The 25,737-nt window shown below is 39.8% G+C and carries 28 protein-coding genes; 14 read left to right on the forward strand and 14 right to left on the reverse strand.

What is annotated here, in order from left to right:
• The first annotated feature begins 218 nt into the window (after window positions 1-218).
• The 3 genes from QRD02_RS08565 to QRD02_RS08575 all read left to right on the forward strand — a co-directional run bounded on the left by QRD02_RS08565 (window position 219) and on the right by QRD02_RS08575 (window position 1,593).
• Window positions 219-743, forward strand: a complete 525-nt coding sequence (locus QRD02_RS08565) for a DinB family protein (protein ID WP_290254518.1) — start codon at window positions 219-221, stop codon at window positions 741-743.
• 18 nt (window positions 744-761) lie between these two features.
• Complete coding sequence (locus tag QRD02_RS08570; protein ID WP_290254519.1) at window positions 762-1,208, forward strand: VOC family protein; 447 nt, start codon at window positions 762-764, stop codon at window positions 1,206-1,208.
• A 139-nt stretch (window positions 1,209-1,347) separates the two neighbouring features.
• On the forward strand, window positions 1,348-1,593 hold the full coding sequence (locus tag QRD02_RS08575; protein WP_290254520.1) for a Kazal-type serine protease inhibitor family protein: 246 nt from the start codon (window positions 1,348-1,350) through the stop codon (window positions 1,591-1,593).
• A gap of 145 nt (window positions 1,594-1,738) precedes the next feature.
• On the opposite strand, the gene QRD02_RS08580 is transcribed toward QRD02_RS08575, so the two are convergent.
• The 6 genes from QRD02_RS08580 to QRD02_RS08605 all read right to left on the reverse strand — a co-directional run bounded on the left by QRD02_RS08580 (window position 1,739) and on the right by QRD02_RS08605 (window position 5,464).
• On the reverse strand, window positions 1,739-2,008 hold the full coding sequence (locus QRD02_RS08580) for a hypothetical protein (protein WP_290254521.1): 270 nt from the start codon (window positions 2,006-2,008) through the stop codon (window positions 1,739-1,741).
• A gap of 255 nt (window positions 2,009-2,263) precedes the next feature.
• A complete protein-coding gene (locus QRD02_RS08585; protein ID WP_290254522.1) occupies window positions 2,264-2,755 on the reverse strand; it encodes a hypothetical protein in 492 nt (163 codons plus the stop codon).
• A 14-nt stretch (window positions 2,756-2,769) separates the two neighbouring features.
• Entirely contained in the window at window positions 2,770-3,309 is a 540-nt protein-coding gene (locus QRD02_RS08590) for a hypothetical protein (protein WP_290254523.1), read from the reverse strand.
• 400 nt (window positions 3,310-3,709) lie between these two features.
• Window positions 3,710-4,333 carry an HD domain-containing protein gene (locus QRD02_RS08595; protein ID WP_290254524.1) on the reverse strand — a complete coding sequence of 208 codons (624 nt, stop codon included), beginning with the start codon at window positions 4,331-4,333 and terminating at the stop codon, window positions 3,710-3,712.
• A gap of 61 nt (window positions 4,334-4,394) precedes the next feature.
• Entirely contained in the window at window positions 4,395-4,583 is a 189-nt protein-coding gene (locus QRD02_RS08600; protein ID WP_290254525.1) for a hypothetical protein, read from the reverse strand.
• Between the two features lie 80 nt (window positions 4,584-4,663).
• On the reverse strand, window positions 4,664-5,464 hold the full coding sequence (locus QRD02_RS08605; RefSeq protein ID WP_290254526.1) for a hypothetical protein: 801 nt from the start codon (window positions 5,462-5,464) through the stop codon (window positions 4,664-4,666).
• 717 nt (window positions 5,465-6,181) lie between these two features.
• Between QRD02_RS08605 and QRD02_RS08610 the strand changes: the two genes are divergently transcribed.
• From QRD02_RS08610 to QRD02_RS08655, 10 genes are all read left to right on the forward strand, one after another.
• Window positions 6,182-7,537, forward strand: coding sequence for a DNA cytosine methyltransferase (locus QRD02_RS08610; protein WP_290254527.1), 1,356 nt, complete (start codon window positions 6,182-6,184; stop codon window positions 7,535-7,537).
• Window positions 7,521-9,056, forward strand: coding sequence for an ATP-binding protein (locus QRD02_RS08615; protein WP_290254528.1), 1,536 nt, complete (start codon window positions 7,521-7,523; stop codon window positions 9,054-9,056). Before QRD02_RS08610 ends, QRD02_RS08615 begins: the two co-directional genes overlap by 17 nt.
• Window positions 9,057-9,063: 7 nt before the next feature.
• Window positions 9,064-11,292 carry a Z1 domain-containing protein gene (locus QRD02_RS08620; RefSeq protein WP_290254529.1) on the forward strand — a complete coding sequence of 743 codons (2,229 nt, stop codon included), beginning with the start codon at window positions 9,064-9,066 and terminating at the stop codon, window positions 11,290-11,292.
• A complete protein-coding gene (locus tag QRD02_RS08625) occupies window positions 11,289-12,275 on the forward strand; it encodes a PD-(D/E)XK motif protein (protein ID WP_290254530.1) in 987 nt (328 codons plus the stop codon). The genes QRD02_RS08620 and QRD02_RS08625 overlap by 4 nt, the downstream gene beginning before the upstream one ends.
• An 11-nt stretch (window positions 12,276-12,286) precedes the next feature.
• A complete protein-coding gene (locus QRD02_RS08630; protein WP_290254531.1) occupies window positions 12,287-12,508 on the forward strand; it encodes a hypothetical protein in 222 nt (73 codons plus the stop codon).
• 240 nt (window positions 12,509-12,748) lie between these two features.
• Window positions 12,749-13,219 carry an OsmC family protein gene (locus QRD02_RS08635; RefSeq protein WP_290254532.1) on the forward strand — a complete coding sequence of 157 codons (471 nt, stop codon included), beginning with the start codon at window positions 12,749-12,751 and terminating at the stop codon, window positions 13,217-13,219.
• Between the two features lie 242 nt (window positions 13,220-13,461).
• Window positions 13,462-14,556 carry a sensor histidine kinase gene (locus QRD02_RS08640; RefSeq protein WP_290254534.1) on the forward strand — a complete coding sequence of 365 codons (1,095 nt, stop codon included), beginning with the start codon at window positions 13,462-13,464 and terminating at the stop codon, window positions 14,554-14,556.
• A complete protein-coding gene (locus QRD02_RS08645; RefSeq protein ID WP_290254536.1) occupies window positions 14,543-15,220 on the forward strand; it encodes a response regulator in 678 nt (225 codons plus the stop codon). Before QRD02_RS08640 ends, QRD02_RS08645 begins: the two co-directional genes overlap by 14 nt.
• A 158-nt stretch (window positions 15,221-15,378) precedes the next feature.
• Entirely contained in the window at window positions 15,379-16,938 is a 1,560-nt protein-coding gene (locus QRD02_RS08650; protein ID WP_290254537.1) for a TrkH family potassium uptake protein, read from the forward strand.
• A 17-nt stretch (window positions 16,939-16,955) separates the two neighbouring features.
• Window positions 16,956-17,621 (forward strand): potassium channel family protein, encoded by a 666-nt coding sequence (locus QRD02_RS08655; protein ID WP_290254538.1) that lies wholly within the window; start codon window positions 16,956-16,958, stop codon window positions 17,619-17,621.
• Between the two features lie 398 nt (window positions 17,622-18,019).
• On the opposite strand, the gene QRD02_RS08660 is transcribed toward QRD02_RS08655, so the two are convergent.
• Window positions 18,020-19,006, reverse strand: coding sequence for an SDR family oxidoreductase (locus QRD02_RS08660; protein ID WP_290254539.1), 987 nt, complete (start codon window positions 19,004-19,006; stop codon window positions 18,020-18,022).
• A 257-nt stretch (window positions 19,007-19,263) separates the two neighbouring features.
• On the opposite strand from QRD02_RS08660, the gene QRD02_RS08665 reads away from it, so the two are divergent.
• Window positions 19,264-19,440, forward strand: coding sequence for a hypothetical protein (locus QRD02_RS08665; RefSeq protein ID WP_290254540.1), 177 nt, complete (start codon window positions 19,264-19,266; stop codon window positions 19,438-19,440).
• Window positions 19,441-19,646: 206 nt separating this feature from the next.
• On the opposite strand, the gene QRD02_RS08670 is transcribed toward QRD02_RS08665, so the two are convergent.
• From QRD02_RS08670 to QRD02_RS08700, 7 genes are read right to left on the reverse strand one after another with little or no spacing between them, the layout of a single operon-like run.
• Window positions 19,647-21,125, reverse strand: a complete 1,479-nt coding sequence (locus QRD02_RS08670) for a geranylgeranyl reductase family protein (protein ID WP_290254541.1) — start codon at window positions 21,123-21,125, stop codon at window positions 19,647-19,649.
• Window positions 21,126-21,128: 3 nt separating this feature from the next.
• Entirely contained in the window at window positions 21,129-22,157 is a 1,029-nt protein-coding gene (locus QRD02_RS08675) for a polyprenyl synthetase family protein (RefSeq protein WP_290254542.1), read from the reverse strand.
• A 4-nt stretch (window positions 22,158-22,161) separates the two neighbouring features.
• The gene (locus QRD02_RS08680) at window positions 22,162-22,857 is read right to left on the reverse strand and encodes a COG1470 family protein (RefSeq protein ID WP_290254543.1); all 696 of its coding nucleotides are present in this window, start codon (window positions 22,855-22,857) and stop codon (window positions 22,162-22,164) included.
• Window positions 22,820-23,527, reverse strand: a complete 708-nt coding sequence (locus tag QRD02_RS08685) for a COG1470 family protein (protein WP_290254544.1) — start codon at window positions 23,525-23,527, stop codon at window positions 22,820-22,822. Before QRD02_RS08685 ends, QRD02_RS08680 begins: the two co-directional genes overlap by 38 nt.
• A gap of 12 nt (window positions 23,528-23,539) precedes the next feature.
• On the reverse strand, window positions 23,540-24,217 hold the full coding sequence (locus QRD02_RS08690) for a hypothetical protein (RefSeq protein WP_290254545.1): 678 nt from the start codon (window positions 24,215-24,217) through the stop codon (window positions 23,540-23,542).
• Window positions 24,204-25,004 carry a COG1470 family protein gene (locus QRD02_RS08695; protein ID WP_290254546.1) on the reverse strand — a complete coding sequence of 267 codons (801 nt, stop codon included), beginning with the start codon at window positions 25,002-25,004 and terminating at the stop codon, window positions 24,204-24,206. Before QRD02_RS08695 ends, QRD02_RS08690 begins: the two co-directional genes overlap by 14 nt.
• Window positions 25,005-25,024: 20 nt before the next feature.
• On the reverse strand, window positions 25,025-25,519 hold the full coding sequence (locus QRD02_RS08700) for a hypothetical protein (protein ID WP_290254547.1): 495 nt from the start codon (window positions 25,517-25,519) through the stop codon (window positions 25,025-25,027).
• Window positions 25,520-25,737 lie beyond the last annotated feature (218 nt).

The following is a 25,737-nucleotide window of genomic DNA, read 5'->3' on the forward strand; positions in this document are numbered from 1 at the left end:
AGATTTTTGTTCCGGACTTCGCCTTTCTTTTCGCTATTTCCTAAATCCAAAGATAATTCAAAACCGTGTCGTAATCAACCCATTACATTGCCGCAAATGCACCATTTGAAACCGCCAATTCCTGAGTATCTTTACATTAGTTAGAAATATCTGAATTTATAATGGTGAATTCAGTAATTTCCAATTATCTAAAAGTCGAATAATCAAAAAATCCACTTATGGACACACCAAAATCCCAAAAACTCGAAATCATCATTCCCGCATATAGGATGCATTCCCAAAGTTTTTTCAATGCGCTGGATGGCATTACTGAAGAAATGGCACTTGAAAGAAACAACGGCCAAACCAATCACGTTGTTTGGATGGCGGGCAACTTTGTAAACTGTCGCTATTGGATGGCCAATCTGTTGGGAATGGACGAAAAAGATCCAAACGATGAATTTTTTACAGAGGCGAAAGCATTGGATGAGAAACTGGATTATCCTACTTTGGAAATGTTGTTCCAAAATTTCAAGGACATCTCACCGAAAGTGTATAAAAAACTTTTGGAAGCCACGGACGAACAGCTTTTGAAAGCGTTTTCGTTTGGAATGAACGTGCCTTTCGTGGAAGAAAATGTGCTTAACATAATTGGGATGTGCATTGGGCGCGAAGATTATCTTTTGGGCCAAATAGGACTGATGCGCAAATTACTCGGCTTGAAGGGAATGAGTTATGAAATAAACAACAAAATTGATTACTGACATTTAAAACCAAAAATTATGGCAACAAAATTAAATCCGTATTTAAACTTTGACGGAAACTGTGAAGCAGCGTTCAATCATTACAAAAAAGTATTCGGCGGAGAATTCGCCGGAAACGGCATAATGCGCTTTGGCGATATTCCGCCTTCCGAAGAAATGCCACCGCTGGCTGATGAACACAAAAACCGCGTAATGCACGTTACGCTTCCCATAGGCAGTGAGCTGTTAATGGGGTCTGATACTATGCCGGGCTTCGGCAATGGGCCGTTTAAGATTGGAGATAATACCTATGTGAGCATTCACCCAGATAGCCGGAAAGAAGCCGACCGTTTGTTTAAAGAACTATCCGAAGGCGGTGAAATTGAAATGCCTATGGAGGACCAATTTTGGGGCGATTACTTCGGCTCTTTCCGCGATCGTTTCGGCATTAGTTGGATGATTAATTTTTCTGAAGTTAGTTTGTGAGTTGGTGAATAGGTGAGTTTGTAGGCATTTTATTTATCCTTGGTTCTTAGCTTTCGCCTTTCAGTAAAAAATAATAAGTCTACTTTCTATTTATACAGGTTTAGTGTATTTTAGTAATTGCTAAAAAACTCATACCACTATGACTACTTCCTTTAGAAAATCTTCTTTTGCCGCATCCCTGCTTTTGGTGGGGATGTTGGCATTGTCATCCTGCGGCGCTGGCAAGACCATTGCCTGTATCGATAAAACCAAAATAAGCGATGGTCCGTGCACTATGGAATATAATCCGGTGTGCGGCTGTAATGGCGTCACGTACGGCAACCCTTGCACTGCGGATCGTGCAGGAGTTACGAGCTACGCCGAAGGAGAATGCGCCAAAAAATAAATATCGCCAACTTCGAAGTTGCATTAAAATATACCCGAACTGGGGGCTAAATGCAGCAATCATAAGCTTGGCCCTCACTTTCAACAGACACCAACAAAAAATCCTGCGGGCTTACCCACAGGATTTTTTTTGTAGAGATTACCTACTAACTGTTTCGGCTATTGTCCTGTGCGTCGTGGCCTTCCGTTTTTACAATTTTATTATAAATTCCAAAAAGTAGAAACGGGGCTACCCACTGCCCAACAAATAATGCCGTTTGTTTTTTGCCCATTGCATGCAGGGCGAGGGAAACGCCCATTGCGGCAGTGGAGGTCCACAAAAAGACATCGGACGGCAATTTTGCAGTTTCGTCCTCAATTTTTCTAGCCACAGGACCTTCCCTGTGTTGTTGCTGTTGTTTGTTTGAATTTTCCATAGTATATATTTTTATGGATAAAGTTGAAGATATTCTGGGTTTCTATTGGACTGTATCAAATTCAATTTTGAACGAAAAAATAAATGGACAATAAAGGAACGTTAAATTTTAAGCTACCATCGAGAAATGCGCGGATTTTGTCCTTTTAAACTAACTATTTTTTAAGTAGACAAAACCGAATTGCAGATTTACATGGCAAGGGGCAGCAAGGCTTCAAAATTTAAATTATGAAGAAGTCTTTTTAAGGTTGAACCATTAATTAAACCAATATTCGCTAATAATATTATAGCCCGCCCTTTCAAATGCCTGCAGCATTTTCCGTCGCAAAGATTCATCTTTGGCATCGCGCCCAAGTTCCGTGAAAAACAAATGCGATGTATTTTTACGCGTCTCCAAAACAGCTCCGTCCCTATCCTTTATTATATTAACTTCCTGTACGGAACCTTCATTGGCGGTAAACAGCACATTCATATCCTTTATAAATGCTTCAATATCGTGTATGGAAACTTTTCTATAGGAATATAGAATTTCCTCCGGCGCGCTTTCGGACCGTATTATAAATGCCGCACTTAGGGTGTCATTTTTAATTTGGAACGGTTGCAGTAGCACGGGCATATCAACTGCATCCTTACCATACATTTTTTGTTCCCTTAGAAATTGTTTATAGAGCAGGTCGGTAATTTTTTCTGTTTGGGAAAAGCTTGCAGTGCTAAAAAGCACTCCTAATAATAACATCAATAATCTCATAATGCACACTTTGGTTATCCGTCAAAACGGTTTTTATTGTTTTTGAAATTGCGACCCTCCCTTTTCAGCCGTTTGGCCTTATTTGTTTTCTCGTTTCTGTTTTCGTCACTCTTAAAATACATACAGCTCCTTGCCAGAGTTGAACCTTGCTTCACCATCATTCCATTGTACGGGCAATATTCCAAACCGCAATCGTGTTTGGAATACGCTCCAAAATTCCGATGCTTTATTTGTTTGCCATTCAATATTTTCTGTTGGTTTTCCCGTACCGTTTGCCAGCGCTGGCGCTGTTCCTGTTCCGTAAGTTCTTCGCCCAAAGCGGAAACTTTTATAAAGGTGTCGGGATCCTTAAGTTGAAGAAAATCGAAGGTCTTTTGAAAGAACCGATGGGCGAAATCCCGAACCTCAATACGTTCAGCCATAGAAAGCGTTTCATTCTCCAATAAAGAACGGTATAGACCCAAAGTGTTGAAATCGGAATATAGTTTATGATTTTCGATAAGCTCAAAATAAGTTTCCTTTGGCAATTGGTTAAAGGGTTTTCCTATGTGCATTTGGCTAAGCTTTTTAATTTGAATGATAGAAATTAGGCGTGTCCCAAACCGCAGTTGCGAAGGAAGATCGCTATTATTGATGTTATAACCACTTCATAATTAAGGAAATTTAACGCCTAAAATAATAGTTTATTTTTAACTATATACGCGGTTCCGGGGTTATTTTATGATCGGCTTATTTTCTTCAACACTGCTATTCTTCAACAGAGCATTATCAATACCCCAACTAAGTTTTTGGAATCTCTCCCGCTACCTATCGGGAGAAATATGTTTCCTCCATTAAAGAGGCCAAGTAAACAAAAAAGGACAACTCCGAAATGTTAAATGAAACTTTTTCAATGAATTCATCAACAGTGATTGCAGTTTAGAATTAGCGGCAATAATTCCAGATGCCAGACCACTACAACAATTGCCATTCCGCTCTCACATTTTCCTTCGCCTGTTTTTCAAACCTATCATGGAACTGATCGGTTTTATAAATGCGGTCCATTCCCAGGAAATGCGCTAACACCTTTTTGCGCCCAGCATTAAAAACTGTATCGGAATAAATGGCATATTCCTTTCGCAGCTGTTTCATATATACGGAATACAACCCCCACGGCTGCCCCAGAATGGATAGATCGGCATCGGTAAAATAATTGGTGTCGCTGTCAGAAGATGGAAGATGACCCTTGGTTGCCAGAATCATTTCAATACATTTCTCAAGTTGTTCCTGTGGCAACGAAAGCTCCAAAAGCCGTTCCCTTGCAAGCACAGCACTTTTTTCCTCATTATCACTTTGCGAAGGGTTGTAAACAATATCGTGATAAAATAGAGCAAACAAAACCGCATCCCAATCCGTTATATTTGATTTTACTTTTTCCAATTGTAGATACATATTTTCCAAATGGGACATCGTGTGGTAATGGCGGGAATCTTCAGAATAGCATTGGTTCAGCTCCGTCCACAGGCCTTGAACGATAGGTTGGTTTGAAGTGTATTTTTGGCAGAGGTGGGTGAAAATTTTTCTTATGTCCGTTTTCATAGGTAGATAATTCCTGTGTAATTTACAAACTTAAGAGTTTGCACAAACCTTCAAGATAAAATCACCCAATCTTATTCACCCATTCAAAAAACGAGGTTCTATCCGGTTCCAAGCCCGCTTTCACCCTTGCAGCCTCCTGTTGCAACTGCTGTTGGGTTTTTCTGCGTAGGTAGTAGCAACCTTCTTTCTTACAAATAATGAACTCTTTAAACTCAGGGTAATTCTCAGGCATATAGATCAACTTTGCCATCGGTATCTTTATTTAAGTATAATACAAATAGAAAAACCCTCTCTCATCCAGACGGACAAGAAAGGGAATTCCTTTTTCCTTTAGGCTAAGGTCAATACCTTTAAAGCATTGTCACTAGCTAACTCATAAAATGTACTTCCCAGTTCCTGGTAAAATATTATACCACCGGCAACCACATTGGTAACCTCCAGAGGCAGGGCACTGCCAATGGCAAAGTCCACCGTAAGAACAGTATCACTTGCCGTTTCACTGTTCAGCGGAATATGGCCACTGTAACTGATGAGGCCCTTTCCATCATACTCCTCATCCGTAGGCGAATATCCCTTAGTGGCGGACTCATACTCATAGTTACTCACAAGGCCCGAAGCCAGTAACAATCTAAAGTGGGTAGCCCCCTCAGGCGCAGTTACGGAAAAGTCTGGATTAAACGGTGGTATGGTCCACGTTACCGAATCGCGATTCGCGTTAACCACAGGCGCAGCAAAAGGCGCATAAAAGCGCGAACTGAAAGCACACTTCACATTGAACTCAAAATTCTTGAGCTGAACCGTATGGTCAGAAATTGCCACGGGACGTTCTCCTCTCGCTCCAGAATCCATATCCAGTATTCTGTGCATAACCTTCGAAAGTCGGCTGGAAATCCTGCTGTCCCCCAACTTTTTAACTACCCCGCTAAAAGCAGTTCTAAAACCCTTTCCCGCACTGGCGCTTCCGCCAAACTCCATCATGTTTTCCCGCGTCCTCTTGTATTTCGGATCAGTCATGATTCTGTCTTTGCTTACCCCGCCAGCGGAGCGAACAAGGTTTTTACCGTCTTGTTTGTAGAAGGTCAACCCCTCCAGGGTTCCTTCAATCTTAATAAAGCTCGTATTACGTGCCATAATTTAAAAATTTAGGATGCCTGTTATTTTTTTAAGGCATCAGATTAAACAATTTATTAAAAACTGAAATCGCGACTCTCAATTCAAAAAATAGCAGATAACATTTCGTTATCGGGGGGAAAAATATTTCGCTCTCTAGGGGAAGAAATTTTTTATGCCAAGGCACAAGTAGTTGAAAACGAGCCGACAAAGTAAAATTAGAAAATCGGATTTTCCAAATTTATTTTCATTTTCGCCGGTTCAAAAAAGAGGGTTACTACGTAAAGGGTCCAAAACTTTAACATTTTGGGGCAGTTTTTTACCTCCGATTTTTCGGGTTTTTTTAAAAAATGAGTTAGAAAACGCATGTATTTTGCATACCAAACAACAGGCAAAAAATTGAACGTCCCCAACTAACCTGATGGTGAAAATTTAGAAACTTTTTCACTTCCTGATAAAATAAAACTTATTGCTAAAATGCTGTCCCGTCGAGCGCAGCCGAGACCTCCTGCTCCATCGTAATGCCTAGCCTACACCTAGGCAAAAACAGCCGAAATAGAACATTTACTGATTTTAAATTAGCAAAGATACAATAACTCTACGCTCATAAAACTTAATTAAGAATTTACTACTTTAGCCATTTTGCATATTAATTACAAACCTCAGAATAATTTGAAATTATGAAAACATTTAATATGAAAAATAGGAAATTATTACAATTAGCGGAGAAAATGTAGAATGAGATTTATAGATTTATTCGCAGGACTTGGAGGCTTTCATAAAGCATTGCACGAACTTGGACACGAGTGTGTATTTGCAAGTGAACTCGACCCTGTATTAAGAGATACCTACAAAAAGAATTGGGGTAAAGACATTAACATTCACGGTGACATTAGGAAAATTGTCAAAGACGATATTGACTTAATTCCTGATCACGATATATTATGTGCAGGTTTCCCTTGTCAGCCATTTTCAAAAGCGGGTAAACAACTTGGACGAGAGGACGACAGAGGAACGCTTTTTGACGAAATTGTGAAAATTCTTGAAGCTCGAAAACCTAAATATTTCATCTTAGAGAATGTTCGATTCATTGCCAAGCACAATAACGAAGAAACTTGGAAAGCAATGAAAGTTGAGTTTGAGAGATTAGGGTATCAAGTTGACCATAAAGACTATTCCCCTCACGACTTTGGTATTCCACAACATAGACAAAGAATATTTATTGTTGGCTCATTAGGAAAAAATGCACTCGACGATTTTAGTTTTGACAAGGTCGATAAATACAAAAAAAATGTTGTTGAACTAGAAAATTTCATTGAGCAGAACCCAGTTAGTGCAAAACAACTACCTAAATCAAATCAAGATTGCATACAACTTTGGCAAGACTTAATTGATGCTTTACCAAAAGAGGTAAAAATCCCAGGTTTTCCAATTTGGGGAATGGAATTCGGAGCAGACTATCCATTTGAAGAACAATATCCTCATTTACTTTCTGAAACAGAATTGGGCGAATACAAAGGAAATTTTGGGATTTCATTAAAAGGAATGACCAAGGAAGAACAATTAGCAAATCTACCAAGCTACGCAAGAGTTGTAGATGAGTTTCCTGATTGGAAACAAAGATATATTAAGCAGAATAGGCAATTTTATAAAGACAACAAAAAGTTCATAAAAGAAGCGGTAACGCAAATTTCAAAGTTGCCATCTCAAAGTTGGCAAAAGTTAGAATGGAACGTTGGAGACAGTGAACGGAAAATTCATAATTATCTCTTGCAATTCAGAGCTTCAGGAATTAGAATTAAAAAGCCTGATTTTTTCCCTTCTCTAGTTTGTACAAACACGCAAATTCCAATTATCGGTTGGGAAAACAGATACATTACAAAAAAGGAAGGATTGAAACTTCAATCTTTAACAGGTTTAAAACTACCCGAAAACGACAATGCAGCTTTCAAAGCTTTAGGAAATGCTGTAAATGCCAAAATTGTAAAGCTCATTGCTATTCAGCTTTTGGTTAAAGAAAAGAAAATAAATGGAGTTGCGAAGCAACTCCATTCGTCTAATTCATTATCCAAATCCTATGAGCCAGCAAAATAAAGTAAGTATTCGTCCACAAGTTACTATGCTCTCTGTCCTCAAGCACATAGAATATGAGACTTGGTATGCATTGGCTGAATTCATTGATAATGCAGTTGATAGTTATCTAAAAAACAAACAGATTTTAAAGCAAGTTGAAGGTGATGATTTTGTGCTTGAAGTAAGAGTTGAAATCAATGAACCTGAAAACAGAATCACCATAAGAGATAATGCAGGTGGAATTGGAGAACCCGATTATTCAAGAGCATTTCGAGCTGCGGAAGTTCCACCTGATAATTCAGGTCTTTCTGAATTTGGAATGGGTATGAAATCAGCAGCTTGTTGGTTTGCTGATAATTGGTGTGTTACATCCACAGCATTGGGAGAAACACAGTTGAAGAAGGTTTCTTTCGATATGAAAAAGATTTTTGAGGATAAGTTAGAGGAGTTGGATGTTGAAATTAAATCTTGCGAGAAAAACCATCATTTCACTATCGTAGAGTTATTTGATGTAAACAGAATGCCACGAAGAAAAGGCGTGGGGAAAGTAAAAGACCATTTGCGAAGCATTTACAGAGAATTTATTCGTAGAGGTGTTTTAAGGTTAACATTGAACAATGAGGAATTAAAATTTGATGATCCAAAAATCTTGAATGTTCCTCAATATGATAAACCAGATGAAGACTCTATTCTGTGGCGGAAGGAAATTGATTTTGAATTAGAAAAAGGTTTAGGTGTTCAGGGTTTTGTTGCGATTCGAGAAAAAGCCTCTACATCAGAAGCAGGTTTTGCACTATTTCGCAGAGGGAGGGTAATAGAAGGGAGTTTCGACAGCGGTTTTAGACCTGATTTCATTTTTGGAGCTCCAAACAGCTATCGTTATCAAAGAGTCTTTGGAGAACTTCACTTAGATGGATTTAGTGTAAACTTTACTAAAAAAGGAATTCAGTGGGATGAAAATCTAGAGATTTTCCTAAGACTACTGAAAGATGATATTAGCTCCAAAGACTTTCCATTACTGCAACAAGCAGAACAATATCGCGTAAGAGCAACTGAAAAAGAATACAAAACAGCAACCAAAGCTCTTGACGAAACCGTTAATGATTTTCAAAAGAAAGCATCGCAAGCCATTGCAGATGTTGTTAATTCAATGACAGTTTCCGAGCCCGAAGAAAAGATTGAATTAACCAAAACCCAAAAAACACTTCATAGAGAATTTGACATACGCTTTAATAAAGTCGATTGGAAAGTTTCAATTGAACTTTCATACGACCCTTCGTTAACTGAACTAATTGAAGTTGGAGATAGATTTATTAAGGATGGCTTGTTTGAAGATAAAGTAAGAAAAATAGGTATTAGGCTTTCTTTGACTCATCCCTTTATGATTGAGTTTGCAGGCGTAGATAACAGCAAAATAGAACCTATTTTGAGAATTGTGGCAGCTTTTGGACTATCCGAAATAATTGCAAAAGACAGCTACAAAAATCAAGGAGAGGTGCGGAGAAATTTTAATGAGTTAATATCTAATCTCTCAAAATAATACAGATATGACGGAAATAATCGAAATACAGAATCAAAACCAAAATGGAGGTTGGCAACCATTTGTAGGTGATGAAACTAGTGAACTTTTGCGAAGTAAAGGTTTTACTAATTCTGATAGAAGTTTAAATCAAAGTGGCGAAAGAATATTGGATGAAACATACAGAATTATGCAGGTGTGTGGTAATCCTAATGACCAAACCAATAATGAAACAGGAATTGTAATTGGTTATGTCCAAAGTGGAAAAACTCTTTCTTTCACTACTCTGACTGCATTAGCTAGAGATAACAACTATCAGATTGTAATTGTAATTGCAGGTGTTTCAACTAATCTTGTAAATCAGTCAACACAGCGATTAGCGGACGATTTAAGATTAAACACTCGCTTTGATAGAAAATGGACATTACTCCAAAACCCCAACAGCTACCAAGAAGCTGAAACAATTGAAACAACACTTGCCCAATGGGCTGACCCAACTTTTCCAAAAGAAAGATGTAGAACATTGCTTATTAGTGTAATGAAAAATACATCTCATTTGAACAATTTGGTAAATATAATCGTGGGTCAAGACCTCACAGGAGTACCAACTTTGATAATTGATGATGAAGGAGATCAAGCAAGTCTAAACACTAGGGCAAGATGGGCAGCACGACAAAATCTTGATATAGAAAGTTTAACTGAAAATCAAGTTTCAACTATTTACCGAAGAATAAACGCACTTCGCAATGTTTTTCCACATCACACATTTTTACAATACACCGCAACACCACAGGCAAATCTATTCATAAATATAATGGATAGACTTTCGCCTAATTTCATAAAACTTTTAACTCCCGGACCTGATTACACAGGCGGAATTGATTTTTTTAGAAATAATCCAAATCTTATTTCTGAGATACCACCAAATGAAATTCCTTCTACAACCAATCCGCTTTTTGAAATCCCTGAGAGTTTAAAAAGTGCATTGCAGCTTTTCTTTTTAGGTGTAGTTGCAGGAGAAATGCAAAACAATCACAGGAACAGAACAATGCTTGTACATCCTTCAAGATTACAAGGAGACCACAACGAATTTATAAATTGGATAAGAAACACTTGTAATAGTTGGCAAAGGTTACTTTCAGGTATTGATGACGAAGACAGAAGAGAACTAATTGACGAATTCAGAACTTCATATAATCAATTGCAAATGACCGTTTCGGATTTACCTAGTTTTGAAACGTTAACAGGAAATGATTTAATTCACGCTTTACGCTACACTCAAATTGTTGAAGTCAATTCCCGAAATGGAGCAACTCCACAAATTCCTTGGAATGATTTTTACTCTTGGATATTAGTAGGCGGTCAATCAATGGATAGAGGATTTACTGTTGAAGGTTTGACCGTAACTTATATGCCGAGAAATATCGGTACAGGAAACGTTGATACAATACAACAGAGAGCAAGATTTTTTGGCTATAAAAGACGGTATTTAGGCTATTGTCGTGTTTTCTTAGACCAAGTAACTATTGATGCTTACAATTTTATCGTAGAACACGAAGAAGATGTAAGAAATAGACTTTTAAAATTCCATTTGGATGATAGACACCTAAACGATTTGGACAGAGTAGCTCTACTTAACCAAATGTTGAACCTAACTCGAAGAAACATAATATATGATGATTTAGATAGAAGTACTTTTGGAAATGATTGGTATAGAATTAGAGCTCCTCACGATACTATCGAATATATTGAACAAAATAGACAGGCTGCATTTGATTTTATAAATTCATTTTCTAGGTTTTTTAGTGAAGATTCGGGAGATAATAGGAGAACAATTGAACAACGTAATTTGGTCGCACGTCTTACTCTAAAGGATTGCTACGACAATCTGCTTTTGAGAATGAAGTTTACCAGAGAGACAGATTCGGTCAATTTTTCGCTATTGAGGAGTATCATAAAACAATATATTGATGAAAATCCAACTGAAGAATGTGTTGTATATTTAATGAGTGCCAATTCAACTATAAACTGGCATAGTGGTATTCGTAAGTTGGATAGAAATGATGAAATAAATCCTTTATTTCAAGGTTCTAACCAAAATACAGGATATTTAGGAGCAAGGGAAATTAAAGAGGAAAATATTGTGAGTATACAATTATACCTACTTGATTTTAGATCAACTGATTATACGAATGTATTACTTCCTGCAATTTGGATTCCTGAACATATGGGGGCTGATTTAATAAGGCAAGTATGAAAATAATTGACCTGTTCGATTCTCTAAGCTTGCCTGAAAATGATATCAAGGTTTTCAATGCAATTCCCATCCCCGAATACCCAAATTTTCGAGTTGCAATTGACTTTGAAGGAAATGCAGTTTTATTACTTTCTGTATCAAAAAGAATTAAGGACTTTAGTCTCAAAAATTTTCGCCTAAAATATTTGCAACTTGAACAAAATCTTGAATGTAAAATTTATGAGAATGACTCCTTTAAACTTCAAACATTTACTGTAGTTACATTCCGTTGCAGTGATAGAAACTTGCAAGAATACTTTCTGAGAATATCTGAAACACTTGTAAATACAGTTGGGCCGAATCCAACTCAACAACAAGTAATTGACTCGCTCAAAAAGTTTGTTGAAGTATTTAAAACTTTGACAGATTCTCCAACAAATACAGTAAACGGACTCTGGGCAGAATTATTTTTAATTGAAAACTCAAGCAATCCAAAGGAGCTCATAAATTATTGGCATAATCTACCAGAGGAAAAATTTGATTTTAATGCAGGAACAGAAAGAATTGAAGTTAAAAGCAGTTCAAACTTTGAGAGAAAACATATTTTCTCAGCAGAACAGTTAAATCCACCGTCTGATACACAAGTTTTAATTGCTTCGATTTTTTTAAAGCAACACAGTTCAGGGAATAACATTCAGTACTTAATTGATAGAATTTCTAAAAAGATTGATTACAACTTTGAGATAGTTGACAAGCTAAATACGATTGTTTTTAGAACGCTTGGAAGTTCTTTAGAACATTCTATTGGAGTAAAATTCGATTATGACATAGCTCAACAGTCATTATGTTTTTACAAACATCAGGACATTGACAAAATAGAGGAAGTTTATATTCCAAACAATGTGTCCGAAGTGAAATATAAATCTGATTTGACCAATATTGAACCATTAGAATTAAGTAGTTTAAAAAAATTCAATAAACTATTTCCATATATCAATCTTTAAAATAAATAAAAATGGCTCTAATAGGAAATATAATTAAAGAAAATAAGGATCAAATAAACCTTCGATCGGGAGAAGTTGTTTGTGATATAATAATCGAGAAAGATTATTTACAATTAAGAACTTACGCTATGGGCGATATAGAAAGAGAGAGAGGTAGTAAACAAAATATCCAACTTTCTAAAGAAAAAGCTAAAGAGATCATAACAATACTGGAGCAATTTATCAATTCTTGAATTTATTCAGAAATTCATATACACTTTACCTCCCCAGTACCGCGCATTTTCAACGTCTGACCCACAACAGCAAGGGTTCCTTCTCCCCCTCTGGGAAATATTTGCAACTCATGCCACCAACAAGATGCCTCGCCGCCTATTTATCATAATTTCCCATAATAAAGTTTACCATTATCCCTACTTTAGAGGTATGTTCGGCAAGAAACCACAAACCTGAAAACAAATCATTATTACAACTATATGAAAAAGCACAATTACCAAACAAAAGTAGAGTGGACAGGCAACCAAGGCAGTGGCACTTCCAACTATAATTCCTATAACAGAAACCATACAATAACGATGGTGGGAAAATATGCCAGTATCAATGGTTCATCGGATCCCTCCTTTATGGGCGACAAAACACGCTACAATCCCGAAGAACTGTTTCTATCTTCCCTATCCACCTGCCATATGCTTTGGTATCTGCATCTATGTTCAACAAACAAAATTATAGTCACTGAATATATTGACAATGCCACAGGAGTAATGGAAGAAACCAAAAACGGAAGTGGCAGGTTTACCCAAGTAATCCTCCATCCAAAAGTAAAAATTATGGATGGCACCATGATTCAAAAGGCTAATGAATTGCACAGCGAAGCCAACAAAATGTGCTTTATTGCCAATTCTTGTAATTTTAAAATAGAGCATCTGCCCAGTACGATTAGCGGATAGATTATGGATTGTTGGATTGTTGGAATATTGGATTTTTTGAATAGTGCATTTTTGGCTTTTCGAAAGCACTACAACGTGAAAGCCTAGGTGTGCTAATAGAGATCGAATCAAGCTCAAAACACCAAGACCTAAAACCTAAGATGTAATCTCCAACAAACATAATCAATGCACCCCAATGAATAATGCGGGTATTAAATTTTACAAAATCTTTATATCCCATTCCATAACTTTACATAAAAAAGTTGGCCACACTCACTTTCTCCCGGCAATCCTTAAATAGCCAATACCTCATAAGTATTGCGGCAACCCTCCTTCTTTCCGTTGGCTGTTATTTTATGGTTGAGTTTATAGGCTATAGAACCGTAGCGCTTGTTCTATTGCTTTTGGTTTCTCTACTCGCCATGGTATTTAAAATATACCCGGTGATGGTCACGGCCTTTTTAAGCGCCCTTATCTGGAACTTTTTGTTCATTCCGCCTACACTAACTTTCCATATTGGCACCCCAGAGGATTTTTTGATGTTTCTTATGTATTTTGTCGTGGCACTCATCAATGCCGTCCTAACCTATAAAATCAGACAGTTTGAGCGTAAAAAAAGGGTGGAGGATGAAAAAACCCAAACTATCAAGCTTTACAACACACTCCTGAATTCCCTAAGCCACGAATTGCGTACGCCCCTTGCCACTATCATAGGTGCAATTGATACCATTAAGGATTCGGCAAATCAAATTTCGGAAGCCAATAAAAAAGAACTTTACACAGAAATTGAAATCGCCAGCTTTCGGTTGAACCGGCAAGTGGAAAACTTGTTGAATATGAGCAGGCTCGAGGCGGGAACACTCAAGCCAACATATGATTGGTTTGATGTAAATGAACTTGTTTTCAATACCATTAAACAGAATCAAGAAAGCCAGGAATCGCACAATATTCTATTTCATCCGAATGAACAATTGCCCCTCATAAAAATTGACGGTGGCTTTATTGAAGTTATTTTGCACAACCTCATCCACAATGCCCTCCAGCATACCCCGAAAAATGCAAGAATTTTTATAGATGTTTTGTATCGCCAAACCCATTTGGTTATTACCGTCAGCGATGAAGGCAGCGGATTTCCAAAAGCCGAAATAGATTTTGTATTTGATAAATTCTATAAACTTAATGGCACGGCAAGTGGCGGTACGGGGTTGGGGCTCTCTATTGTAAAGGGTTTTACAGAGGCTCTTAACGGCAAGATTTTCTTGGAAAATTGCCATAATGGCGGTGCAAGATTTACGATTGAAATTCCCGTTGAAACTGCATCAATACTCGAATTAGATTCTAAAAATGAACAAAACTGAAATTCTTATTATTGATGACGAACCTCAAATTCGGAAACTGCTCCAAATTAATTTGGAAAGCAATGATTATAGAGTGATACTGGCCAGCACAGGGAAAGAAGGATTAATTCTTGGCGCCAGCCACCCACCAGATCTGGTGTTGTTGGATCTTGGTCTACCCGACACCAGCGGGCACGAGGTTCTCAAAAAATTTAGGGAATGGTACAACAACCCTATAATTATCCTATCGGTACAGAATAATGAAACAGATATTGTTTCAGCCCTGGATAATGGTGCTACAGATTATTTGTCCAAACCTTTTCGCACTGGTGAGTTGTTGGCACGCATCCGCTCCGCCATAAAGCGCCACCACGCTACCGACAATCAAACCATCCTCAATTTCGGCCCTTTGGAAATAGACCTTGTTTCAAGAAGGGTAAGAAAAGGGGATGAGCCATTAAAATTGACTTCCACCGAATATAACCTTTTGGCAATCTTTGCAAAAAATGAGGGAAAAGTGCTCACCCATCAATACATCCTGCGCGAAATATGGGGTTTTGGATACCAAACGGAAACACAGTATTTGCGGGTATTTGTAGCATCCCTTCGTAAAAAGATAGAGGAAAACCCCAACAGTCCGAAGCACGTTATTACCGAAAGTGGTGTGGGGTATCGATTCCAATAATCTTTATAAAATTTTTATATAGCCTACCCAAACCTTTATATTCCACTTATCCCATTCATTGGAACTTTGCACCATAAAAGTTACAACTATGAAATGGGATTTTTTTTTGATGAAAAACAAGCCATTTCCCTTAAAGAATTAAAACAATCCACAATTCAATGAACAAAACAATCGTAAAACAGGTAGCGAGCCTTCAGATAATTTTGGGAATTGTAATGACTATTCCGGCCATTATGGCGCTTATATACGAAGAATGGTACTCGCTTGTAGGGTTTTTAATTTCCGGAATCTTTACAGCTGGTGTTGGTTTTTTGTTATATTCTCTTTCAAAAGAAACCCGTGAGCCAGAATACAAACATGCCCTCATAATTGCTGCGCTGGGGTGGCTTATGATTATTGTGGTGGGTGGTCTTCCCTATTTCGTGATTGCCCAGATTACGCCTAACGAGGTAATGCAAGCATTTGTTCCGCAAGGCTTTAATTATCAATCCAGTTTAATATATTTTACAAACCCGCTACACTGCATCTTTGAAAGCACCAGCGCTTTTACCACCACGGGGCTTACTATGGCGGTTCACGAACCTTCAGTAGGGAAAGCTGTTCTTTTCTACAGACATTTTTCACAATGGGTAGGTGGTGCTGGTTTTATCGTAATGGCACTGGCCGTGTTTAGGCAAATTCCAGGGCAGGGCAATATGCTGCTCTACGGTTCAGAAGCAAGCGGCACCAAATTGAAAACAACAGTAATACAAACGGCACGCTCTATTTGGAAAGTCTATTTTTTTGTTACCGCCTTAATGATCCTTTACATAGCAGTGGGAACGCATTTTATACTACCGGAATACCCGCTTTCAGAAAATATTTTTGATGCCATTAACCACGCTATGGCCGGCCAATCTACTGGTGGTTTTAGTACGTTGGATGATAGTATTGCTGGGTATCAATCCATAAAAATGGATATGCTTTTTATGTTGCCGATGCTCCTGGGCGGCCTTTCCATTCCATTTCTTTATCGTTTCATCTTTATGAAAAAATATAGTGAGCTATGGACGGATATCCAAACCCGCGCAATGATTATTGTTTCCATCTTAGGAGGCGCAATACTCTCGTTATTGCTCTATAATTCCGATAAAGTAGCAAATCCTGTGCGGGAAGGTATCTTCCAGTTTTTGAGTGCCTTGACCACTACGGGCTGGCAAACCTCGAACATAAATGCCTGGGATGACCTTTCAGTACTTTTTATTGTGGTAGGCGCCATGCTCGTGGGGGGTTCTGCGGGAGCTACAGTTGGTGGAATTAAAATAATCCGTGCACTTTTAATTCAAAAGGGGCTGCGCTGGCACATCAGTAAAATATTTCTTTCAAAGAATACGGTAAAGGCCGTAAAATTCAACAATCAAATTATTTTTTCTGAAGAAATGAACGCTGAACTTGCTCGCGCAGGCATCTTCACGCTCATCTATATTCTCTTCGTGTTCATATCATCACTTGTCACCGTCTATTTTATGTCCTCAGATTTTACACTTGCCGACGCCATTTTTGAATCGGCATCAGCGCAAGGCACCGTAGGGCTTTCCACAGGAATAACCGATCCCTCTATGTCGCCTGTTCTTGAAACCATATACATCATCCAAATGTGGGCCGGACGCATAGAAATCATTCCCGTTTTGGTGCTTATAAGAGTGCTTTTTTACGGGACAAAACCGAGAATAATTTAATCTTAAAAAAAATGAATATGCATTTAATAATTGTAGGTTCTGGACGCACCGGAAAACATGTAATACAGGCCGCCATAGACGATAACCAAGAAGTATATGTTATTGAAAAGAATAGGGACTTGGCCAATTGGACAGCCGCAAAATTTGATTGTGTAGTCATAAACGGCGATGCCACCAGCTTTGAAATTTTAAGGGAAGCAAAAGCCGAAAATGCCGATGCCATTATTGTTACCACAAATGATGATTCGGTAAACGCACTGGTAATTCTTTTAGCAAAAGAAATGGGCATAAAACGGTTGGTTAGCTCTGTAAACAATGACGATCTGCTTCCCGTTTTTGGTCATTTAAATATTGACACGGTAGAAAATCCGTACAGATTGAACGGAAAATATCTATACCGGGCAGTGCAAGGCCCAAACGTAAAGGAATTTCTGGAATTGGGTGATGGCTATGAGTTGCTGGAGTTGGTGGTGGAACAATTATCCTCTGTTGCAAATAAACTTGTAAAGGATTTGAACAGGGAAAAAATACTCCCAAAGGATTCTTCATTTATATTGGTGAAACGCAACAATCAAATTATAATTCCCGAAGGCGAAACACGCATTTTCGTGAATGATATTGTGGTAGTCCTTTCCAAGAAGAATAATGTGGGAGCAGTTTCTGAAATATTTGGCGGTGTATGAACCTGTTCCAAACATTTCAATGATTGTGTGCCTAACGTATGGAAGTCACATTCAATGGCAAAAGCATATCCAGACTCCATGTGAACCCGAACCTTAAACTATCAAAATTTGTGGACCACTGTTGTCTGCACCTCTTTAAGATATTGAAGACCTATTATTCCCGTCAATAATCTAAAGATAATTTTATAGTCGGCCATCTCCGCACTTCCTACTTATCTCCTCCGCATTTCCCCCGCATATGCTCCCGATGTCCTCGGGTGATCAACCCAATTTTTAACACTTTCTCACTTTCCCTTCCTACAAAACTCCAATAGCCATCATAAAGCCATAACAATTTTACTGAACAAGCTCTATTGCAATCCATCAGTGTATCCCGTCCTTTCTCTTCAGCACAGCCATCACTTCCTCCGTGATGCAAACAATAGATAGGCCCCCAAAACCCCAACTCCCGTTAACACCAACGCTTTGGTGGTGCGGGAAGGCACGGGCAGCATGGTCTCCCCATACACCCGCATTGGAGCATCGGAAGGCCTCAGTACATTCCCGTTGGTATCGGTCGCTGCCTGCTTCTTCATCATTAATCTCAAGGCTGCCGAATTGGTATTCACAATAGCCTTTGGAAAGAAGCCATACAACGTTTTAAATATGGCTGCGGACCAATCCGTAAAGGCGCTCTTCTTAGGGTGCTTCGCCATCTGCACCATTGCGGCCGCTAGTTCGCGAGGGTCCGAAGCCATTGGGGGCACCTTAAAATCCAAGCCGTTATATTTCGCAGAGTGCATATTGCCCGTGGAACGTTGAATACTCGGGTAAAGGGCGCACACGTGAATGTTCTTGGCATCGCTCACCTCCCCCTGCAAGGTCTCCACCAACCCCCGAATTCCATATTTTGAAGCGGAATAGGCCGCCCCGTAAGGCGCAGGCATCCATCCTCCTATGGAAATATTATTGATCAGCACCCCATACCCCTGCTTCCGAAAGATAGGCAGCACAAAACGGGCCCCGTGCATATAACCCAACAGATTGGTTTTTATCACTTGGTCCAGCGTTTCAACAGGCATATCCTCAAACTTTCCCGTCGCCATTACGCCCGCATTGTTTACCCAAACATCAATACGGCCGTTATATTCCAACGCTTTTTCTGTCAAGAGCTGCACTTCCTTCGCTACGGACATATCGGTGGGGACGGTCATGGCCACAGCGCCCAATTCCAGACAGCGCATTGAGGCCGTTTCCAAGGCTTTCTCACCGCGCGCGGCAAGGACCAAATGACATCCTTCCTGGGCAAATGCTTCGGCTGCCGCAAGTCCCACTCCGCTGGAAGCCCCTGTTATTACTACTACTTTGCCCTTTAGGCTATTTGTTCTACTTTGAATGCTGGACATAATCTGCTAATTTTAAAAATTGCCGCACATAAGTTACAGTATTTTTGAAGGGTGGATTTTCACTTTTAATAATTCTTAACAGAAAATATGGTGATTACAAATCCACTAACCTCGTTGAATTAAAGCACCACATTCTATTCAACATTCAATTTTTTCCAGAATACTATAAAAGATTTATAAATTGATTAACAGTACCTTGCAAGTTGTTTGCGTTTGGATGGTGTAATTTTATAGGAAAAGTACTAAAACTATAAGCCATGAAAAATTCAGAAAACAATCCCAAATTCAAGCCACAACAAGCACCGAATAAAGGTAAAAAAACCGAAGAAGAGGAAATAGATGAACAATTGGAGCAAACTTTTCCCGCCAGCGATCCGCCATCCTATTCCCAACCCGGGAATGATTTGGATAAAAAGAAAGAGAAAGAATCGTAATTGTACGGAGTAAGCAAAGCGCCATACAGGCAAGGATTAAGGAAGGAAACGACAACAAAGCGTTTCCTTCTTTTTTTGGAAGTGAACGCAACTACTCCACTAATGGTAGAATGAAGAAGTTTCCGATTCTAAATCTGTCTATATTCACCCGGCATTTTATGTTCCTATCCCTCTTTGTAGAATAATTTTATACTGTCTGAACCAGTTTATCGTCCCCGAAGTTTAGCCAAATCAATTCGCGATACCACATGTCCCGCAACGGCTGCAGTTTTTGACAGGGTATTCCCAGCCCATTTTAATTGCTGTACGGGATCTGCCTTTACCTCCTCGACAATTTTAAAAAGGGAATTTACCGCTTCGGCTGAATCGTCAATAATTCCTTCTGGATTTTTTAGACTTTCCATGAGAGCATTGGCCACTTCCACACCACCTTGTTTTATTGATTTGAAAATAAATGGAATCGTCAAGGCCTTATAGGAAGGATATGTGCCTTCAAATATTCCTGCAATAATGTCTGCATAGGCTTTATCCCGTTTGGCGCGGGCAATAAGGATGTTCAGTATTTGCATCCAGACTTTGGTCAGGGTTTTATTTTTGGGGAATTGCACCAACAGATTTGAAAGGGCAAAATCGAACCCCACTTCCTTATGCACCCTTTTTACATAGGAATTTAAATGGCTTTCCGAAAAGTCATTTTCCCCAAGGCATTTCCCTATGGCTTCCGCCGCCCAGCCGGAGCTCAATAAGGCGTACTGGATGCCATCCCCGCTTAAGGGATTTATAAGTCCGGCGGCCTCGCCCACCAATAATACCCGATTTCCACATAATTTTTGGGAAGTGTTGAAAAAGGTGATGGGCCAACCTTCCATTTTCGCTTCCAAAGTTCCATTGCCGATACGATTTTGGATTTCCGAATGGTTGGCAATGTGGTCCTGCAGTAAATTTTTAATGTGGTCGGGCTTTTTGGGGAAGGTTTTGGAAATTAGCGCCATTCCTACATTTGCATCGTTCTTTCCCTTTGGAAACATCCAAAAAATCCCAGGGAAACCCGCTTCGCTGAAATAGATATCCACCCGATCGGTGGGGCCATTCACATTATTATAATATGCGCGAAGACCCAAAAGCTGGTAATCATCAGCGGGCTTGACACCCCGAAGCTGCCGGGCAATGGTGGACCGGCTACCATCCGCACCCACAATCAATCTGGATTTAATCGTGGTCGGCCCCGCCCCAGTCTTAATTGTTACCCACGCCGCTGTGGGGGAAATACTATAATTCAGAACCCGGCTACTTTCCATATAAATTGCGCCTTGCTTTTTTGCCGCCCCATAAATCATATCGTCCAACTCGATACGGGGAATGATACGGGCATGGTACTTTAAGTGTTCGGGTTTGGATAGATTGATATATACTTGGTCATTCTTTAAAAACAAGCCCACTTTCTTAATTTCATTCGCCTTTGCAAAATTTTTGGTTTGGGTAATGCCCATTCTGTCCAGCTCGGCAAGGGCTATTGGGCTAACGCCATCACCACAAACTTTGTCCCGAGGAAATTTTTCGGCTTCAACGACAATTACTTTGGCCCCCATTTTTGCCAAATGGAAGGCCAATGCACTTCCCGAGGGTCCGCCCCCTGCAATAAGAACGTCGCAATCGTAATCTATTATTTGTTTAAGGATGAGCATGGATTAATATTCGCGGTTAATCATATAGATAATAATGGTCTCTATCAAACTCTTGTCCTCAGAATCCGGCAGCCTTGAAAAGATGGTATAAAATTCCTTTAGCGCAGCTCCCGCAAGATATCGTGCTGTGTTGGCGGCGTGTTCAATGGAGCCATAGGCGTGCATCATTTCCAGAATTTCGTGGGCTTTGGCTTGTTGACGTTGTTTAATGGGAATGGATAGGAACTGTAAAATCCCTGCAAGTTCATTCGGGCTGCAATGCTCCATTAAATGAATGAGCATAAGTGTACGTTTGCCTTCCAGGATATCACCGCCAATCTCCTTGCCATATTTTTCTCCATCGGCTACAAGGTTTAAAACGTCATCCTGAATTTGGAAGGAGGTACCCATAAAGTAACCCAGCCTATCAAATTTTTCAGGATTTATCTTTCCCTTGGTGCCTATTATGGCCCCTATGCGAAGGGGATGGATACAGGTGTACCAGCAGGTTTTTTTGAGAATCATCCGCAGATAATCCGCTTCAGTTAATGTGGAAGTATTGTCTTTTCTCCAGCCTAATTCCATTGCCTGCCCTTCCACAGATTCGGTAACCATGTGCTGAACTTCCAAAAATATCTGCATTGCTACCTTATCTCCCAGTACTTCCCGGTTTTTGAACAGCGGATAGAGACCTAGCACCTGCATGGCATCGCCCACATTTATGGCTATGGCCGCGTTCGTACTCTCGTGCAAGGTTGGTTTATTTCTTCTGAAAAAACTCTCGTCCTCAACATCGTCATGGATAAGAAAAGCGTTGTGGAGCAACTCCAGACATACCGCGGAATGGGACGCTTCCTCCTCTTTACCGCCAAAGGCTTTGCAGGCGGCAATACACAGGCCGGGCCGAAAGCCTTTGCCCCCACGATTGGGATATTCTGAAATCAAATTATAGAGATAGGTTTTTGGCTCCTTATCGGGAATATAGCGTTGAATGCCATTTAAGGTATGGGCACCATAATCGGCGAGCATGGATTTCATCAAGGCGGTGTCCATGGCGCTACGGAATTACTTCAACATTAAGTACAACTTTTACCAATGAATTGTCGGCATCGGTAATCAAGCCATTGTATATTCCCGGTTTGGCATTTTTAGGTAGCGTGAGATGAACGGTAACTTCCTTTTCCTCCTTCGATTTGAGGGTAAGACTCGAGGGGCTAATTTTTAAGGCCGTAGAATTTATGGTGTTGCCATTGGGTCCGAAGAGCGAAGTTTTTTGAAATTTTATTTTGGCAGTTTTTTCGGTATCCTCCAAAAGTGAAAATTTAAAAGTATCCGTTTCTCCCGGTCTAAGAGGCTGTTCCGTTTCGAGCAGGGTAAGCGTGGGATTGTTTTTAGTTTCCTTGTTTGTTGTTTTTTCTTCCGGTTTACTGTCGGCTAGTTTGTTTACTTGCTTCGTTATTGCCGTGAGGGCATCAAGGAAAAGGTCCACCGCTTCATGAGTATCGCGGCGGATGCGATTCATAAGATCATCGGGGTCGCTGCGGATTTCGTCCACATCGATTACCTTCTTTTCAATCTTTTTTGCAGCCAAAATACCGGCAGCTATCTCTTCCTCCAAGACATTGACTGCAGAGTTGATTACTTGTTGTGCGCGGGAGAGTATCTCGTCTTTTTTTATCCCTTTAAGGATATCATTTGCCAGATTGCCACCGTCATTACTTTTTCCTTGGTTTTTGTTTTTGTTGGCGGCCATTTCCTGAGTTTTTGGGTGGATTAGCAATTGGGGTTTGGGCAGATTCTTCTTCAATGGTTAATTTGATGAGAAAATAAGCCGGCTCAAATCCCTGTACCTGTACGCTGCTCTGATAGGTGCCCAACCTTAAATCATCATTGACCGCTATATGAATGTCCACCCGCTTCGATATACCGGGAGCTAAGTTGAAGGATTGGGGTTTAAAGGTGGTGGGAAGATTAAGGGAGATTTGGGAATCGGCTTCGTTGACAAATTCTGAATTCACCAATTGGCACAGGACCTCTTCATTTTTTATATTGTCCAAAAGAAATTGAAGGTCCACACTTTTTCCGGCGTGGGTTGTGGCCGAAAGTATAAAGGAAGGTTCTTCGTGATTCCCATCGGCTTCCCCGGAGGAATTTTCGGCAGAAGGATTAAAGGCTTTTTTAGTAATGGCAAAGCCGAGGTCCATCATATTTTTATAATGGTCGAGATTCATTTTGGTAAAAGATGTGAAGGCGCCCATCATTACATCGGGTTGAAGAACATTGAAATTTTTAAGCTCGCGGCCCGAGGTACCAAAATCCTTAAACAGATCGGTACCATGTTTCAGGTATTGCTTATTTATTTCAATTGTTTTTCTGAAGATATCCTCCATATCTCTTGAAAAATCGTCTTTTTCCTTCGCCATGATTCCTGCTTTTTAAGATGGATTTAAGGCCTTGACGGAGTTCGTATTTCTATTGGGTTTGGGTTCACAATAAAAATGCGACTGCCAGCTCTGCCATTTGCGTTTAAATTGATTTTCATCATAAGGAAAAGCTTCGGTTGCCTGATGGTCTGCCACATGAAGAGTGAAGCAAACATTTTGATTTATCTCCCTTTCGCGAAGCACAATTTCGGTTTCATAAGTGCTTCCTGTGGTAAAATGTTTAAGATCGATAGTCATTAAAATTCGTTCACTTCTACCCTGGTTCAGGGTAATTGAATCTTTATTGAGGGTGGGTGCCGTAGGGGCGGGATTGCCGTCAAGGTCCAACAACTCACGAACCCCGACCCTAAAGGTTCGTTGACCGCCGCAATTGTTTGTTGCCAATATTGGTACAATAATACGTTCGCCAGCCATTGCATGCCGTGAAATGGAGGCGATGCAATGCGGAGGGCAGGATTCCTCTGGAGGGCAGCATTTACTTTTTCCTTTTGAGCCTGAAATATTTAATGCCGGAATACCACTTTCGGCAATATTTTTATTGAAATTGGACATGGTTTCAACCATATTCTCAAGCATTGGCTGAAAGCTCTCCATGGAAATATTGGCCATTTTCTGAATATTGTCCGTCAGCATTTGTGGTAGTGAAGCATCACTTTTATTGTTTTTCATAATTTTCATCATTTATATTTTCCCGATGCGATTTTACGTTTATGGAAATCTCCTGGTCCCAAAATCTGAAATTGCCTTCATAATCGCGCTTTGGGTTGGAATTTTTGGGCATAATGAAATTGACATGCAATAAAATTGATTCCCCAGGTTGCACTATTTGGCCGCATTCATCAACCGAAATATCTACCCAATCCGTTAAATTGTCCTTTATATTTTTCGTAACCTCATCGAGAGTGGATTTTAGACCATCTTCGCCACATTCGCGAAACCCTTTTCCGAAGGCACGGCAAAGCAAGTCCATATCAAGAGTGGCAGCGTGTTTTAAGTTGGGAACCTGAAAGGGAAGATTACCAGAGTTAGTGAGCGTAACGATAGCAATATGCGTTGTGCCCGGCGATGTATCCTGAAAAGTGAATTCACTGGGAAACAAATCAACCTCAATAGTCGGCTGGACAATCATTTTCACCTTATGTTTTGTATTTCCGAGCATGATATAATGTTCATAGGTACCGGGGGGAGTATTTGGTGGCAATTGATGAGATACCGGTTCCCGTTTACGTTCACCGGGGTGCAAGCGAAACGCGAAATTTAGCACACTTTGTGCACCTGCGTTTAGGTCACGCTTGCCATCTTCTGCCAAGCCAAGATTTTTAATTCGGATAGGATCACTTTCCCTATTGATGAATTGGATACTTCCCTGCAGATTTGATGGAGGACCGTTCAGAATAATCTCTTCTTCCAGTATCCCCAATCTTTCTTGATGGTTATTTGATGTAACGGTTATCATAATTTCGTTTTTTTGTTACTTCAACCTTCATTTCCCCCTGTAGGGTTCTGTCCGTCGCGTTCAGGAAAGGGTCGGGTGTCGGGTTTACAGCATTCATCCTCACAGTTTTCAGCTGAGGTTGGTACATAGGGTTCCGTAATAATTTGTCCCTCACCGCCCATACAAACATTTAGCACCTCAACCCCGAGCATTTTAACGCAGAGGTTGGAATAATTTGGAATGCGCACGCGCACTTTCATCATGTCCTTAATATCCTGTAAAGTAAATCGGGGAAGGTTTAATATTTCGATTTTACTATCTGTGCTAACCGGTTCACGTGGGTCGCCGGTAAGTTTGAGTACGTTGTCGGTTTCAAGCTTTCCGCTTAAAATGGTATTGAGACTGCCACCGTGTGTAGCGTTAAAGCCACCGGACAGCCGCGAGCCCAGCTCGCCGTCAATTGTTGAATCCACATCAAAAACACCGCCGGGTTTTAAGGTGTGGGAATAGTTCTTCGGAATGGTTGGCATGCTCATAATAGAAAATTTTTAACTTCCTCAAAGTTAGAGGAATATATGTCATTTATTTTCCTTTATCGTTAATATTTTACGCAAACATTAAAAGTTTAACAGTTTTATCCCGCTTATTGTATTTATTAGGAATTGGGAAAGAACCGCGAATTTATATGCTGAAACATGAGGAAAGCAATTATTGTAGAATTTATGGAATTTTATGAACGCGGTTCGTTTCGAGA

This window comes from Aequorivita aurantiaca (assembly GCF_030410135.1).
Lineage (GTDB): Bacteria > Bacteroidota > Bacteroidia > Flavobacteriales > Flavobacteriaceae > Aequorivita > Aequorivita aurantiaca.

Bases quoted from the DNA above. Each gene is read 5' to 3' on its own strand.
- QRD02_RS08610 (WP_290254527.1), top strand. From the start codon at position 6,182: ATGAGATTTATAGATTTATTCGCAGGACTTGGAGGCTTTCATAAAGCA.
- QRD02_RS08690 (WP_290254545.1), bottom strand. From the start codon at position 24,217: ATGAAAAACAATAAAAGTGATGCTTCACTACCACAAATGCTGACGGAC.
- QRD02_RS08635 (WP_290254532.1), top strand. From the start codon at position 12,749: ATGAAAAAGCACAATTACCAAACAAAAGTAGAGTGGACAGGCAACCAA.
- QRD02_RS08675 (WP_290254542.1), bottom strand. From the start codon at position 22,157: ATGGACACCGCCTTGATGAAATCCATGCTCGCCGATTATGGTGCCCAT.
- QRD02_RS08575 (WP_290254520.1), top strand. From the start codon at position 1,348: ATGACTACTTCCTTTAGAAAATCTTCTTTTGCCGCATCCCTGCTTTTG.
- QRD02_RS08605 (WP_290254526.1), bottom strand. From the start codon at position 5,464: ATGGCACGTAATACGAGCTTTATTAAGATTGAAGGAACCCTGGAGGGG.
- QRD02_RS08670 (WP_290254541.1), bottom strand. From the start codon at position 21,125: ATGCTCATCCTTAAACAAATAATAGATTACGATTGCGACGTTCTTATT.
- QRD02_RS08695 (WP_290254546.1), bottom strand. From the start codon at position 25,004: ATGATAACCGTTACATCAAATAACCATCAAGAAAGATTGGGGATACTG.
- QRD02_RS08700 (WP_290254547.1), bottom strand. From the start codon at position 25,519: ATGAGCATGCCAACCATTCCGAAGAACTATTCCCACACCTTAAAACCC.
- QRD02_RS08685 (WP_290254544.1), bottom strand. From the start codon at position 23,527: ATGGCGAAGGAAAAAGACGATTTTTCAAGAGATATGGAGGATATCTTC.
- QRD02_RS08585 (WP_290254522.1), bottom strand. From the start codon at position 2,755: ATGAGATTATTGATGTTATTATTAGGAGTGCTTTTTAGCACTGCAAGC.
- QRD02_RS08565 (WP_290254518.1), top strand. From the start codon at position 219: ATGGACACACCAAAATCCCAAAAACTCGAAATCATCATTCCCGCATAT.
- QRD02_RS08620 (WP_290254529.1), top strand. From the start codon at position 9,064: ATGACGGAAATAATCGAAATACAGAATCAAAACCAAAATGGAGGTTGG.
- QRD02_RS08580 (WP_290254521.1), bottom strand. From the start codon at position 2,008: ATGGAAAATTCAAACAAACAACAGCAACAACACAGGGAAGGTCCTGTG.
- QRD02_RS08650 (WP_290254537.1), top strand. From the start codon at position 15,379: ATGAACAAAACAATCGTAAAACAGGTAGCGAGCCTTCAGATAATTTTG.
- QRD02_RS08645 (WP_290254536.1), top strand. From the start codon at position 14,543: ATGAACAAAACTGAAATTCTTATTATTGATGACGAACCTCAAATTCGG.
- QRD02_RS08655 (WP_290254538.1), top strand. From the start codon at position 16,956: ATGCATTTAATAATTGTAGGTTCTGGACGCACCGGAAAACATGTAATA.
- QRD02_RS08600 (WP_290254525.1), bottom strand. From the start codon at position 4,583: ATGGCAAAGTTGATCTATATGCCTGAGAATTACCCTGAGTTTAAAGAG.
- QRD02_RS08615 (WP_290254528.1), top strand. From the start codon at position 7,521: ATGAGCCAGCAAAATAAAGTAAGTATTCGTCCACAAGTTACTATGCTC.
- QRD02_RS08680 (WP_290254543.1), bottom strand. From the start codon at position 22,857: ATGGCCGCCAACAAAAACAAAAACCAAGGAAAAAGTAATGACGGTGGC.
- QRD02_RS08595 (WP_290254524.1), bottom strand. From the start codon at position 4,333: ATGAAAACGGACATAAGAAAAATTTTCACCCACCTCTGCCAAAAATAC.
- QRD02_RS08660 (WP_290254539.1), bottom strand. From the start codon at position 19,006: ATGTCCAGCATTCAAAGTAGAACAAATAGCCTAAAGGGCAAAGTAGTA.
- QRD02_RS08625 (WP_290254530.1), top strand. From the start codon at position 11,289: ATGAAAATAATTGACCTGTTCGATTCTCTAAGCTTGCCTGAAAATGAT.
- QRD02_RS08665 (WP_290254540.1), top strand. From the start codon at position 19,264: ATGAAAAATTCAGAAAACAATCCCAAATTCAAGCCACAACAAGCACCG.
- QRD02_RS08630 (WP_290254531.1), top strand. From the start codon at position 12,287: ATGGCTCTAATAGGAAATATAATTAAAGAAAATAAGGATCAAATAAAC.
- QRD02_RS08570 (WP_290254519.1), top strand. From the start codon at position 762: ATGGCAACAAAATTAAATCCGTATTTAAACTTTGACGGAAACTGTGAA.
- QRD02_RS08590 (WP_290254523.1), bottom strand. From the start codon at position 3,309: ATGCACATAGGAAAACCCTTTAACCAATTGCCAAAGGAAACTTATTTT.